Source organism: Mesonia algae (genome assembly GCF_003253545.1).
Taxonomy (GTDB): Bacteria; Bacteroidota; Bacteroidia; order Flavobacteriales; family Flavobacteriaceae; genus Mesonia; species Mesonia algae.
Map to the genome: position 1 here is coordinate 512,157 of NZ_QKYV01000001.1, position 14,152 is coordinate 526,308.

Sequence of the window (14,152 nt, forward strand, 5' to 3'; positions counted from 1 at the left end):
CAAAAAAACTATTTCGGTAAGCTAGGCTGAAAAAGCAAACGTAAGAGCAGCACGCTTTAAGATTCCTGCCTCCGCAAGAATTTTTTAGAGTTTATAAGATAGTTTAAATAAAATTGTTCTAGGCTGAATAAAAATATTGGTGTCACTTACCAAAAATTGATTAAAAGAGTTTTCGTTTTTGTAATGAACGTCAAATAAGTTATCTACATCAATCTCAAAACCCCACGGACTGTCTTCTTTATTATAATATAAAGAAAGATTACCTATATCAAAACGGTTAATTTGATTGGTATTTAAATTTTCATAATAATTGTAGGTATAATCTGCCGAAAAGATAAAATCATTTAAAAAATCCCAATCTAAAACGGCATACGGGTTAATTTGCGTAAACTTATTTTCTAAACGATTAGATTTAAAACTACTTAATCGTTGTTCCCAACCTATTTCTAAATTAGGCCAATTTTTAAACCGCGTTTCTGCTTTTAGCGTGTAACCGTAATTATTAGATTGGTAGTCATTAACCTCATCGTTTACCAATCTACTATAATCGGCTAGACTTAAATTTCCGCGAAGCGTAAATTTATATTTAGAGATTTGCTTAGCAAAAGACCCCATAAAAGAATAATTATTTTCTGGTAAGCTGGTATAAATAGATGTATTCACTTGGTCTATTCCTTCTATTTGGGTAATATTTCTAATCGATTTTTCTCGTTTGGTATAACTTAGATTAGCATTGAGAAAAATACCTTTATACATATTAAATTGATGATAACGCAATGAAGCCGAATGATACAATTGGTTTTCTAGATTTTCATTACCGCGATATAATTGATTAAAACTTACTAAGCGTAAACGATTAGCATATTGCTGTACATTAGAAAAACTTGTTTTTAAACCATAGTCTAATTCTATTTTTTCTGCGGAAGAAAGCTCATATTCTATATTTAATTCGGGTAACCAAGCACTTTTTTGCTTATTGGCAATTTCATCAGTAAACTGGTTCACATTCCAAACATAAGAATGATACATCACCCCAGGTTTAAAAATAAAATCGCCTGCTTTTACTTTATATTGAAAACCTGCATACATATCGGTTAACCGAAAACGGGTATCATTATTAAATCCGTTGGCTTGGAAACTGTTAAAACGACCGTCTTGTAATTGTTGCCTATCTACACTCGCAAAACTTTGATTAAGATAAGTTAAACCCACTCTTGGATAAATATGGTTAAAATTATTAAGCACCCAATAATGTTTAAGGTCTAAGGTAGCTTGGTGCTTTTTGGTAGCGTTGTTTTGCAATAAATTAAAAAAATCTCCTTCTTCTTGAAATGGAATTAAATTACTGAATACTGGTTGGTTAAACAACCAATTATTATCATTTTGCTGGTCGCTATAGGTATAGTTAGCGATTAAAGTTGACGTATGCTCATAAGAAAACTGCTTGTTGTAACGCACTTCTTGATTTACCGAAACATTTTTTGGCTGCTCATTAATTTGCGTAAGTGTAGTATCTTCTGCTGTAAAAGAGTTGAGATTTTGAGAAGCATCACCATTAGAGGTTTTAATAAAAGCCTCGTAAGCCAAATCGTTATCGCTATTAGGTTGATAGCGCAGTTTGAGTTTATTTAAGGTGAAAAACACCTTATTGTGGGTTTGTGTTTCTCTATTTTCATCTACAGCAGCATCGGTAAGGTATGTGATGTTATTGGTTGTACGCGTATCGGTTTTTCCTTTATTTACAATAGAAAAAGCCTCTAAACGCAACGCATTGCTTAATTGCTGAGAAATGCTTCCTGCACCAAAATCATTTTTTTGGTAGGTAAAATCCTCTTGATTAAGAAATTGTGCAAAATCGCTGTTATAAATACTTCCAAAAGAAGTAGAACCGTCCATCATAGCCGCATAACCACCTTCAAAATTAATGTAGTCTTGCATGGTAAACGACTTTTTACCTATGTTATTAACATCTCCTATCACATTGACAGCCGTTTTTGGGCTGTAGTAAAATAAGGTAGGATGAAATAAAAAGCGCTCTTTAATGCCGCCACCAACTTCTATGTCGCCAAAAACAAACTCTTTTTTACCATCTTTAAGTTTTATGTTAAGTGCCATTTGGTCGCTATCGCTTAAACCTTTTAAAAAACTTACTTCACTGTAGTTGTCTAAAGCTTCTACTTCATCTACCGCATCTGCAGGAATGTTGTTTACTGCCAGTTTGGTATCTCCTGTAAAAAAGGTTTTTCCCTCTACCATGAGTTTGGTCACCTTTTTCCCATTTACAGTGACATTACCTTCTCGATCTACTTCTACGCCAGGCAGTTTTTTTAAAACTTCTCTTAATTTTCGTTCTTCTCCAGTTTTAAACTGGTCTGTACGGTAAGTAATGGTATCTTCTTTTACGATCACCGCCATTTCTTGTTTAATGATGACTTGCTCTAGGCTCTCTGTACTTTTTTCTAAAGTGTAGTTTTTTTCTTGGTTGGTGGCAAGTTGCAGTGTGTCTGTTTGTTTAGAAAACCCCATATGGGTAATCTCTATTTGATACTTAACACCTTGCTCCAAATTGAGTTTATAGCGCCCTTGGTTATCGGTAATGGCAAAGGTAATGTCTTGGTTTTCTGCTAAAGGGGAAGCAATAAGGTTGGTGTAAGGTATAGGGTTTTGGGTACTGTCTATAACCGTCCCTTTTAATTGAACTTGTTGTGCGAATAATGAAGAAAACCCTGTTAAAAATAACAGGGTTAAAAATAATTTATTTAAATAAATTTTCTTAATTTGGATTAAAATTAGAGTTCATTTTAGCAAAAATTTCATTTAATTCCTCCTCAGAAATTACTTTATTTGTTTCCTTTGGAGCTTTTTGTACAGATTTATTTACTTCTTCAATAGATTTTAATAAAAAAGTGTATTTTAAACCCTTTTTAGATTTCTCCTCTGCAATAATTTCTGTTATTAAGCCTGGCAAACCATTAAACATTACAGGTCCATAATTATAGGGTAAATCTTTACAATACCAAGCTTCAAGTGAAATTAATGTATTATTCTTATTTAATGTTCCATTAGCTTTAAAAACAGTTAGCCCATTGACGACTTTACTTTGATTTGTTAATTTCCAATTAAAATTATTAAACGGGTATAAAACCAAAGCTTCAACGCCTCCAGCTTCAATTTTTTTATAAAATTCATTACATTCTCCTGAAGTAAAAATTTTGGCCTCTGCATTAATTGTCGACAGAATACCCAATCCAAAACTTAATCCCTCATTTTTGTTTACTGTAAGAGATTCTTTAGGTTCAAATACAGCATTGGTTGAATTAAACAAAATTGTATAATCTAAACTTTCAGCATTATTAATCATTGTTTTGATTAACATATTATACTTCATTGCATCCCTATTGCTTTTATCTTTATATAAATTTTGCAACTTTTCTTTATCAAATTTGACATGATAAGTTGCATTAAAAGTAGTTTGAGCAAAAGAGAATTTAACAACTAAGCTGAAAAGGAATAAAATCAAATATCTCATTTTTTGAAATATGTTAAATTAAGATTTAAGTTATAATCCTGTACATATTCTATAAGCTGTATCTGTCATTGCCCAGTATTGATAATCAGAGCATCCTCCTTCACGCTCAGCACAAAAATCTGAAGCTGCATTCCAAGCAAATTCTGCACAATTATTATTTGTGTCTGGCAACTTCTTGGCATTGGCATCTAAACTGGTGAACGAAAACGCTGTAAACAATACAGCAACTGTTAGTAATTTTTTCATAATCATAAAGGTTTTATGATTAATAATATCCGAATATCAAAAAAAAAACGGTTTAACAAAGGAAAAATTACATTTTAACGGTTTTTGATGTGGTTTAATCGTTTTTTAGATTCTTGAAATTACCAAAAATTTAAAACTCTAATTATCAATAAATTTTTTGTTCAATCTCGAAATCAGGTCTTCATATTCTTTTTGCGTCATTGCTTTAGAGTCATCTATTCTTTCTATTTTTAGATCGTCGCATTGTTCAATATTTTTAGCTGTCACAACAGCTCCTTTTAAATGAACTTCTGCTATTAAACCAGGTAAACCCATAAAAATATCTGGCCCTGACTGCAATGAAATAGATGGAATAAACCAAGCTTCTACTTCTAACTCTTCATTTGTTACAGGATAATAATATTTGCCTACAGCTTTTCTAGCATCAAAGCCCAAAATCTTTTTACTGTCTTGCTTTATCATCCAATTAAAGTCATAATAATCTCTTTTTACCGTAAAATTTTGACTTACCAGATTTTTAACAAAAACAATTTCTCTAACTTTATGATTAGAGTGTACTTTTGTATTAAAAGATGTAAATTGTTTCACCGCTTTGTAGTAAAGCGATTCCATTCGTGAATCACTTTCTATTATTAAGGTTTCCTCAGCTTCAAAATACGAATTTTCTTTATTGCTAAAAAGTGTATAATTTACATCTTTTGAACGGTCAGCAATTTTTTTGATAAAGTGCTTGGAGCTCTCATTTAAGCTATCTATAGGGCGACGTAATCTTATTTCAGAAATTCCGTAAGTTATTTTAAAAGAAGTCTGTGCATTTAAGTTTAGATGAAAAAACCAAAAAGAATTACAAAGTGCTACTTTTAAAAAATTATATGACATCATATTTCTGTGTTGATCAATTTTTACAAGCGTTCACGTTCTTGATTATTAATAGTACGTTGATTGTCTTTGAGTCTAAAATTCCCAAAGTTGTATTTAAAACCTATACGGATATACCTATTTTCTGGTTGAGCAAAAAAGCCATTATCTTGATTAAGGTAAGTTGAATTTAGCTGCGTAGCATAACTATTAAAAGCATCGGCTAGGTGTAGAGAGAGTTCTGCGCGATTGTTCCAAATGGTTTTACGCACCCCTAAAGAAAGGTTAAGCATATCGTCTAATTGATATGATCCTTGAAGTAGAGAAGAAATGTATAAAAAAGTAACATCTCCTGTAAATGTTCCATCTTTAGAAAGCGTAAGTCCGTTATACAAAGACAGGTAAAAACCATTAATATCATTGGTTACCTCAGCATTATTACTTTCAAGCGCAACAAACGTTTCTTCTTCATGAAAACCTGAAAAAACAACTTGAGCATACCACCAATTTTTTAATGAGCGACCATGTAAAAAATCAATCCCGTAAGATTTACTTTCTAACATATTAGCTTGAACACTTCGTAAAAATTGATTTTCATTATTTTGAAAAACTAATTGAGCGACATTTTCTCCGTTATCACGGAAATAAAAATCAAAAGAGTATGCGTCTTTATAAGTATAGTTAAGATTAAAACTATTACTTAAAGCTGCGTTTAAATTAGGATTCCCTGCCTGATAGCTATTCTCATTAATATAATATCTAAAAGGATTTAAGCTGGTATAACTAGGCCGAGCAATTTTTCTTCCGTAATCAAAACTAAAGTTATGATTTTCTGTTGCTTGATATGAAATAAATAAAGAGGGAAAAAAATTGGTATAATTTCTATTTGTTTCTTGGTTTAAAGCAACTGAGTTTCCTTCTCTGTAAGTGTTTTCAATTCGCAACCCAGCTTTTGCCTTCCATTTACTCCAATCTTTACTTATTGAAGTATAAACAGCGCTTATTGCTTCATTATAAGTAAACTTATCGGCTAAATTATTATTATTATGAAAAGTCTCTGCAAGGGTATGTACGTCAAAAAAGAATAAACTACTCGTGGAGTTTACGAAAGCATATTTTGCTCCTGCTAAAAACTCATAGGTGTCAAATACTGTTTCAAAATCGGCTTGACCCGCATAGATATTTATTTTTTGATACCCTTCTGATGAAAAACTGTTTTCAGTTAAAAGTAAATTTTCTTTATTAAAATATTGAGTGAACAGTTGCTGATCATTATTTTGTTCAAAATAAGTAGCATGAGCATTAAAACTTAATTGGGTGTTTTCTTTCTCAAAATTATGTGAAAAAGTGAGGTCTACTGCAGCATTAAAAAGGTCATTTTGTAACTGACTGTTGGTTGTAAAAGTAGAATCTAATACTTTATTATTGTCAAAAATTCTTGTTATTCCACTATTATCTAAATCCTTTTTAGGGGTTAACGAGCTTGTTCCGTTAAGGCTAATTTTATTTTTCTCATTAAATTGATAATCTAATACAAGATTAATATTGTGCTGTTGCTCCTGTGTAGTTTTATTAAAATCTGTATCCCAATATTGAAATACTTCTTTATTATTTAAAAAATTGATATAGCTTTCATCTTCTTTAAAATGTTTGGCTTTTGTAAAGCTATAATTAGCAAACAAATTGAGTTTTTCATTTTTATAGAAGTGACTCGTTCCTAAGTTATATTTAGGAAAGATTGCTTGAGTATAATTTCCGTTAAGGCTTGCTTTGTAACCTGGAGTATGATTTTTTGTAGTAACGATATTTAATATGGGTCCGTTTCCTGCATCGTATTTAGCCGGCGGATTTCTTATGACTTCTATTTGCTTAATATTTTCTGCCGAAAGACCATCTAAAAATTGTTTTAACTCACTAGAAGTTAAATATACTTTTTTATCATTTATATAAACCGTAGCCGAAGTATTTCTAATTTTTAAATCGCCATTTATATTAATGACTCCGGGAGTTTTGTTTAAAATATCCCAACTATTTCCGCTAGAAAGACTTGTATTTTCTACGTCAAAAATAATTCGATCTACCTCTTTTATAATTCTGGGTCTTTTAGAGTAAATTTTTATATCACTAAGTTGAGCTATTTCTTCTTCTAATTGAATAGGGTTTATTTGCTCATCGCTATCTATTATTACAGGAATAATTTTGGTTTGATAACCTACAAAACTCACCTTTAGATAATATTCTCCAGCATTAATTTGATCAATTAAAAAGCTTCCGTTTTCTTCAGTAATGGTTCCTTTTACAAAAATAGAATCTATAGTAGCATTCAAAGAAATGTTACTGTAGCTAATAGGCTCATTAGCATTATCTACTATTTTTCCACTAATTTCATATTGTGCAAAAGTGATAAAAGGGGAAAAAGTTAGGAGTATTAATAAATATTTAAAAATTATTTGCAAAATAAATAATCATTTTCTTTATCAAAATGCCAAGATAATATATTCTTAGTGATTCTTAGCCACTTGTATTGTTTTTCAAAAAACTATATTTGCAAAAATATCTTACAGCAAATCGAAGCAAGGAATTTTGAAATGAGCGTGTAAGAACTAAGAAGATGTTATGAAGCATATAAGGAATTTTTGTATAATCGCACATATTGATCACGGTAAGAGTACCTTAGCCGATAGATTATTAGATTTTACAGGATCTGTAACCGACCGTGAAAAACAAGAGCAGTTATTAGATAGTATGGATTTAGAACGTGAACGTGGTATTACCATTAAAAGTCACGCCATACAAATGAATTATCAACACAATGGAGAAGAATTTGTTTTAAACCTCATTGATACTCCAGGACACGTAGATTTCTCTTACGAAGTTTCTCGTTCTATTGCTGCCTGCGAAGGTGCGCTATTGGTAGTTGATGCCGCTCAAAGTATACAAGCACAAACCATTTCTAACCTTTATTTGGCTTTAGAAAATGATTTAGAAATTATACCTGTCCTTAATAAAGTAGATTTACCTAGTGCAAATCCCGAAGAAGTAACCGATGATATCGTAGATCTTTTAGGTTGCGATGCCTCGGAAGTGATTCCGGCAAGTGCAAAAACGGGTATAGGAATTGAAGAAATTTTAACTGCAATTATCGAACGTGTTCCAGCACCTACAGGAAAAGTAGACGCTCCTTTAAGAGCTTTAATCTTTGATTCGGTTTACAATCCTTTTCGTGGAGTAGAAACCTACTTTAGAGTAATTAACGGAAGTATTAAAAAAGGACAAAATATAAAGTTTGTAGCTACAGATAAAAATTATTTTGCTGATGAAGTAGGAACGTTACGCTTGAAACAATTTCCTCAAAAAGAAATTAAAACCGGAGATGTAGGTTACTTAATAACAGGGATTAAAGATGCTAGAGAAGTAAAGGTAGGAGATACCATTACCGATGCTAAAAATCCAACTACCGAGGCTGTTGCAGGTTTTGAAGATGTAAAACCAATGGTTTTTGCAGGGATTTACCCTGTAGATACAGAAGATTATGAAGAATTGCGTTCTTCTATGGAAAAACTGCAATTAAATGATGCTTCGTTAGTATTTACACCAGAGAGTTCGGCGGCATTAGGATTCGGGTTTAGATGTGGTTTTCTAGGAATGTTGCACTTAGAAATTATTCAGGAAAGATTAGAGCGAGAATTTGATATGACGGTAATTACTACTGTACCTAACGTATCTTACCACGCTTTTACCAATAAAAATCCAGATGAGATAGTTTTGGTAAACAATCCATCAGATTTACCCGAACCTTCTAAATTAGATCGAGTAGAGGAACCTTTTATAAAAGCGACCATTATTACAAAAGCTGACTTTGTTGGCCCAGTAATGTCTTTATGTATAGAAAAAAGAGGGGAGATTACCGCTCAAACTTACTTAACGACAGAGAGAGTTGAACTTTCTTTTGATATGCCTTTAGCTGAGATTGTTTTTGATTTCTATGATCGTTTAAAAACTGTTTCTAAAGGTTATGCCTCTTTTGATTATACTCCTATTGGTTTAAGACAATCTAAATTGGTAAAAGTAGATGTTCTTCTTAATGCAAGTAATGTTGATGCTTTATCTGCCTTATTACACGTTGATAATGCTTATGATATTGGTAAGAAAATGTGCGAGAAATTAAAAGAGTTAATTCCGCGACAGCAATTTGATATTCCAATACAAGCGGCAATCGGAGCAAAAATTATAGCTCGAGAAACCGTAAAAGCTCTACGTAAAGATGTTACTGCAAAATGTTATGGTGGTGATATTTCTCGTAAACGTAAGCTTTTGGAGAAACAAAAGAAAGGTAAAAAACGTATGCGCCAAGTGGGTAATGTAGAAATACCGCAAGAAGCGTTTATGGCTGTATTAAAGCTTAATGATTAAAAACAAAAAACCCTCTGAAAATCTCAGAGGGTTTTTTGTTATATTTTATTTATTAAGAGTTTTCACAATCTCCTAATTGCTCTTGAGCTGAAATAAAGTCGCTATAAGAATTGCCCTCTAGATCGAGAGTTGTTTCATTACCATCTTCATCAGTAGCCGTTACAGTTCCATCACCGTTATCACAATATTCAGTAACATTATCCAATGCTCCTAATGATATCGTACAAGTGTGACAATCAGACGAAGATCCTCCATCATCATCACTAGAGCAAGAAGTAAATGCAAATAAACCAGCGGCAAAAGCCATTAACATAATTTTTTTCATAAGATTTTAGGTTTTTGTTAATATTTGCACCAATATAATAGGATTACTTCAATTAAAGAACATATTTTTTAATTTTATTTAAGAAAAATTATATGTTAAACGATAGAATTATAACAACCTAATTTAGTCTTCAGTAACTGTCTCTTCTAAGTCCGTTTTATGAGTTTGATTCTCAGGATCAAAAGTTTTCCCTAGATACACCAATTGAAAACCTTCTTCAATTTCAACTTCTTTACTATTGGAAGGTAAAATACTTAAGTCTCCTTCTAAGTTTTTAACAAATAGAGGTATAATTTCACTATCACTTTTAGAAATTTCTATAAGCCCTTCATAGTGATCTTTAGAGTTGATTTTTATTTCTTGAATTTTAGGATATTTTCGAGCGACTTCTGTTAACTTTATAAAATCATCAGTATGAGAAAATAAGCCATCGTTAGGATTATTTTCTGGATCATTCATTTCATCTGCAGATACGACTCTAAAAGAACCATTCTCTCCAAAATGTTTTTGAAATTTACTGATGGCAGTTTTGTTTATTTCGGTATTACCAGTCATAGCCATTAAATACCCAACATCATTTAGTTCTATATTATTTCCTAATTCATCAGAAAAAACACTTCCCTCAATAGCTTCTATTCCTAAATCTTTTGCCTTTTGAATGTTAGTTCTATTGTTATCTACTAAAACTACGTGACGATTATTCTTTTTGAGATAAGCTCCAATTAATCTAGAAATAGAAGAAGCTCCAATAATTAAAATACCTTCAGAGTTCTTTAGGAAAACTCCTACCAATTGTGCAAAAAGTCGCGCTGTGGTAGCGTTTAATAATACTGTACCCAATACGATCATAAATACTAACGGAGTAATATATTCGGCTCCTTCAACACCTTGACTTGCTAATTTTAATCCGAAAAGAGAAGCAATACCTGCAGCTACAATACCACGTGGTCCTACCCAGCTAATAAATAGTTTCTCATTAACTTTTAATGAAGAATTGATACTACTTAAGAAAACTCCAATGGGCCTAACTAAAAATACAACTATAGCAAATAGAATAAGTGCATTCCAATTATATATTAATAATAGATCATCAATATTAATATTGGCAGCCAATAAAATAAATAAGATAGAAATTAATAGGACACTTAATGATTCTTTAAAGTAGAGTAGTTCTTTTATATTGGGTAGGTTAGTATTCCCTAATACCATTCCCATTACCACTACCGCCAATAAACCACTTTCGTGTGCAAAAGCATCAGAGAGTACAAATACTCCAAGAACAGTTGCTAAAGTGAATACGTTTAATAAGTAATGAGGAATTACGTTTTTCTTTATTGAAAAAGCTAAGGCGTGTGCAAAAGTAAATCCGAAAGTAAATCCGAAAAGCACAATTTTTCCAAATTCAATCAAAGCCGTTTGGGTAAATTCTCTCCCTTCTCCAGCACTTATAAATTCAAATACCAATACCGCAAATAAAGCGCCTATAGGATCTATTAAAATCCCTTCCCATTTTAAGATAGCAGATACATCTTTCTTTAACGGAATGTTTCTTAAGATAGGTGTAATTACGGTAGGACCTGTCACGATTATTAAGGCAGCAAATAAGAATGAAATTTGCCAGGATAAATCAAAAATTAAATGTGCGGCAATTCCTGCACCTATAAAAGTAACAATTACAGCAACGGTAATGAGTTTTACAATAACCGGACCCACATTGAGTATTTCTCCTTTTCTTAGCGTAAGTCCTCCTTCAAAAAGTATAATACTAATAGCTAAAGAAACAAAGTAAAATAAACTTTCTCCAGGAAAAAGTCCCGATTCTCCATTCCAAATAGGTTCAATAAGTTTACCTCCATCAGCAGTAAAAAGTGTCGCAATGGGACCCACTGCCAAACCGATTAAAATTAAGGGTAAAATAGCTGGAATTTTAAATTTCCAAGCACTCCATTGAGCTAATATTCCTAAGATAATAATTCCAGCAAGTTCTAACATAAGGGTTAATGAGTTAAAAGTAATCGTATTGAATCAACGAAAATAGTTTTTTTATCTTTTATTGTTTTATTTTCCTAGTGAAAGGAATGTTAAATCCATTGCAAAAATAGAGCTTAAAACCTTGTTTTTTGCTATTTTGCGGCGCATACAATATAAACAAAACTTTTTATATGACCTTACACCCAATTGAAGCTGGTAATTTTAAGTTAGATGGTGGAGCTATGTTTGGTGTTGTTCCTAAAACTTTATGGACAAGAACCAATCCTGCAGACGCTAATAATATGATAGATATTGCTGCTCGATGTTTACTTATTGAAGACGGTGATAAGCTTATACTTATAGATAACGGTCTTGGGGATAAACAAGATGAAAAATTCTTTAAGCATTACCACCGCTGGGGAAATCATTCTTTAGATAAATCATTACAAGAAAAAGGATTTCATCGTGATGATATTACCGATGTTTTCTTAACTCATCTTCATTTTGATCACTGTGGAGGAAGCATACAATGGAATAAAGATCGAACAGGGTTTGAACCTGCTTTTAAAAGAGCTAAATTTTGGACCAATCAAGAACATTGGGAATGGGCTACACAACCTAATGCCAGAGAAAAAGCCTCTTTTCTAAGAGAAAATTTACTTCCTATGGAAGAAAGCGGTCAATTACACTTTTTAGATCGCGAAAAAGGATCTCATTTTTATGAGCATTTAGGGTTTGGAGCTTTATTTGTAGACGGTCATACTGAAAAACAAATGATCCCTCATATACAGTACCAAGGAAAAACTATCGTTTTTATGGCAGATTTGCTTCCAACAGCTGGTCACGTTCCTTTGCCTTATGTAATGGGATATGACACCAGACCTTTAATTACGTTAACCGAGAAAAAAGGTTTTCTAGAAAAAGCTGCCGAAGAAGGATTTTACCTATTTTTGGAGCACGATGCCCACAATGAAATCATTACACTTAAAAATACCGAAAAAGGAGTGAGACTCGATCAATCCTATACTTTTAATCAAATATTTAATTCATAATTATATTCATGAGAACACCATTTTTAAAATCAACTTTTGCTGCAGCAACTGTAGCTATGATTGCTGCTAGTTGTGGTACTACTAGTCCAGTAATTACTTCTACACCTATAGATAATATAGACCAACAACCGCTTAAAAATGTTACTTTAACAGATACCCAAATGAAAGGATGGGGAGGATCTGATTTAGTGACAGACACCATTCCTGGAATGAGCGTACAAAAAGCTTACGATGAAATCCTTAAAGATTATGAAGGTAAAACCGTAATTGTAGGAGTTATTGATAGCGGTGTAGATATTGAACACGAAGATTTAAAAAATATCATTTGGGTAAACGAAGATGAAATTCCAGGAAATGGAATTGACGATGATAAAAACGGTTACATAGATGATATTCACGGGTGGAATTTCTTAGGAGACGCTGTAGCGGAAAACTTAGAATTTGTACGTATTGTAAAAAGATTACAACCTAAATACGAAGGAAAAACTCCAACTGAAATTAGTGCTGAAAACAAAGCTGAGTACGATATGTACCAAAGAGCACAGCAAGAATTTGAGAAAAAATTTAATGAGACTACTCAAAACAAAAATTACTATACTCAATTACTTCAAACTTTAGAAGATTCAGAGAAAGCGGTAAGTGAAAAACTAGGAAAAGAAGATTTTAATCAAAAAGAATTAGCTCGATTAAATCCAGACACTCCAGAACTTGAGCAGGCTAAAGGATTTTTAGTAAATATCATGTCTCAAATTGGAGATTTAGATAAAGCAAAAGAGCAATTAAAAGGAGGAATAGATTATTTCTCTGGTGGTTTAGATACTCATTACAATTTAGATCTTAATGGTCGTGATGTAATTGGTGATGACCCATACGATATTACAGATACCAATTATGGTAATGGGGATGTTGATGGTCCAGATCCTAAAAAAGAAGATGCTAAACATGGTACTCACGTAGCAGGAATTATCGCTGCAGAAAGAAACAACGGAATCGGGATTAACGGTGTAGCCAAAAACGTAAAAATCATGGCGGTAAGAGCTGTGCCAGATGGTGATGAGTACGATAAAGATATCGCTTTAGCTATTCGTTATGCAGTAGATAACGGTGCGAAAGTTTTGAACACAAGCTTTGGTAAATATTTTTCTCAAAATCCAGAATGGGTGAGAGACGCTATAAAATATGCAGCAGATAATGATGTATTAATTGTTAATGCAGCAGGTAATGATGCTTTAGATATGGATGTAACTAATATCTTTCCTAATGATCAAGACCCAGAAAACGTAGCAGAATATGCCGATAACTTTTTAACTGTTGGTGCATCTAACTATGAATACGGATCTAAATTAGTAGCTAACTTTTCTAATTATGGTAAAACCAACGTAGATGTATTTGCTCCAGGTACTAAAATTTGGTCTACAACTCCATTAAACGAGTACGAGTTTTTACAAGGTACTTCTATGGCTTCTCCAGCAGTAGCAGGAGTTGCAGCTTTAATAAGATCTTATTATCCTAAACTTACAGCTGCACAAGTTAAAAATGTGATTATGCAAAGTGGTTTAGCTTCTTCTTCAGATGTTGTTGTAGGAGGTGATGCTAAAGATGTAAGAGCATTTAACGAACTTTCAGTTTCTGGAAGAATGGTAAATCTTTACAATGCTTTAATTTTAGCAGATAAAATGTCTAAATAATAAGTATTAACATTCACTTTAAAAGGTGTTCTATTCTTTAAGTTTTCAATTAATGTTAACTTTACGGAAT

10 protein-coding genes are annotated in these 14,152 nt (G+C 32.3%); 3 read left to right on the top strand and 7 right to left on the bottom strand.

Going from position 1 to position 14,152, the window contains the following annotated elements; translation table 11 throughout:
• Window positions 1-84: 84 nt before the first annotated feature.
• From LX95_RS02410 to LX95_RS02430, 5 genes are all read right to left on the bottom strand, one after another.
• Window positions 85-2,790: a carboxypeptidase-like regulatory domain-containing protein gene (locus tag LX95_RS02410; RefSeq protein WP_394340387.1), complete on the bottom strand. Its 2,706-nt coding sequence runs from the start codon at window positions 2,788-2,790 to the stop codon at window positions 85-87.
• Window positions 2,774-3,529: a GLPGLI family protein gene (locus tag LX95_RS02415; RefSeq protein WP_111539819.1), complete on the bottom strand. Its 756-nt coding sequence runs from the start codon at window positions 3,527-3,529 to the stop codon at window positions 2,774-2,776. The genes LX95_RS02410 and LX95_RS02415 overlap by 17 nt, the downstream gene beginning before the upstream one ends.
• 30 nt (window positions 3,530-3,559) lie before the next feature.
• Window positions 3,560-3,775 carry a hypothetical protein gene (locus LX95_RS02420; protein ID WP_111539820.1) on the bottom strand — a complete coding sequence of 72 codons (216 nt, stop codon included), beginning with the start codon at window positions 3,773-3,775 and terminating at the stop codon, window positions 3,560-3,562.
• A gap of 138 nt (window positions 3,776-3,913) precedes the next feature.
• A complete protein-coding gene (locus LX95_RS02425) occupies window positions 3,914-4,657 on the bottom strand; it encodes a GLPGLI family protein (RefSeq protein ID WP_111539821.1) in 744 nt (247 codons plus the stop codon).
• Between the two features lie 20 nt (window positions 4,658-4,677).
• A complete protein-coding gene (locus LX95_RS02430) occupies window positions 4,678-7,089 on the bottom strand; it encodes an outer membrane beta-barrel family protein (protein ID WP_111539822.1) in 2,412 nt (803 codons plus the stop codon).
• A 160-nt stretch (window positions 7,090-7,249) separates the two neighbouring features.
• On the opposite strand from LX95_RS02430, the gene lepA reads away from it, so the two are divergent.
• Window positions 7,250-9,046, top strand: coding sequence for a translation elongation factor 4 (gene lepA, locus LX95_RS02435; RefSeq protein ID WP_111539823.1), 1,797 nt, complete (start codon window positions 7,250-7,252; stop codon window positions 9,044-9,046).
• A 52-nt stretch (window positions 9,047-9,098) separates the two neighbouring features.
• Here lepA and LX95_RS02440 read toward each other — a convergent pair whose 3' ends face one another.
• Together LX95_RS02440 and LX95_RS02445 are read right to left on the bottom strand one after the other, a co-directional pair.
• Window positions 9,099-9,371 carry a hypothetical protein gene (locus tag LX95_RS02440; RefSeq protein WP_111539824.1) on the bottom strand — a complete coding sequence of 91 codons (273 nt, stop codon included), beginning with the start codon at window positions 9,369-9,371 and terminating at the stop codon, window positions 9,099-9,101.
• 123 nt (window positions 9,372-9,494) lie between these two features.
• Window positions 9,495-11,363: a cation:proton antiporter gene (locus LX95_RS02445; protein WP_111539825.1), complete on the bottom strand. Its 1,869-nt coding sequence runs from the start codon at window positions 11,361-11,363 to the stop codon at window positions 9,495-9,497.
• Window positions 11,364-11,533: 170 nt separating this feature from the next.
• On the opposite strand from LX95_RS02445, the gene LX95_RS02450 reads away from it, so the two are divergent.
• Complete coding sequence (locus LX95_RS02450) at window positions 11,534-12,394, top strand: MBL fold metallo-hydrolase (protein ID WP_111539826.1); 861 nt, start codon at window positions 11,534-11,536, stop codon at window positions 12,392-12,394.
• A gap of 8 nt (window positions 12,395-12,402) precedes the next feature.
• A complete protein-coding gene (locus LX95_RS02455; protein ID WP_111539827.1) occupies window positions 12,403-14,082 on the top strand; it encodes a S8 family serine peptidase in 1,680 nt (559 codons plus the stop codon).
• Window positions 14,083-14,152: the final 70 nt, after the last annotated feature.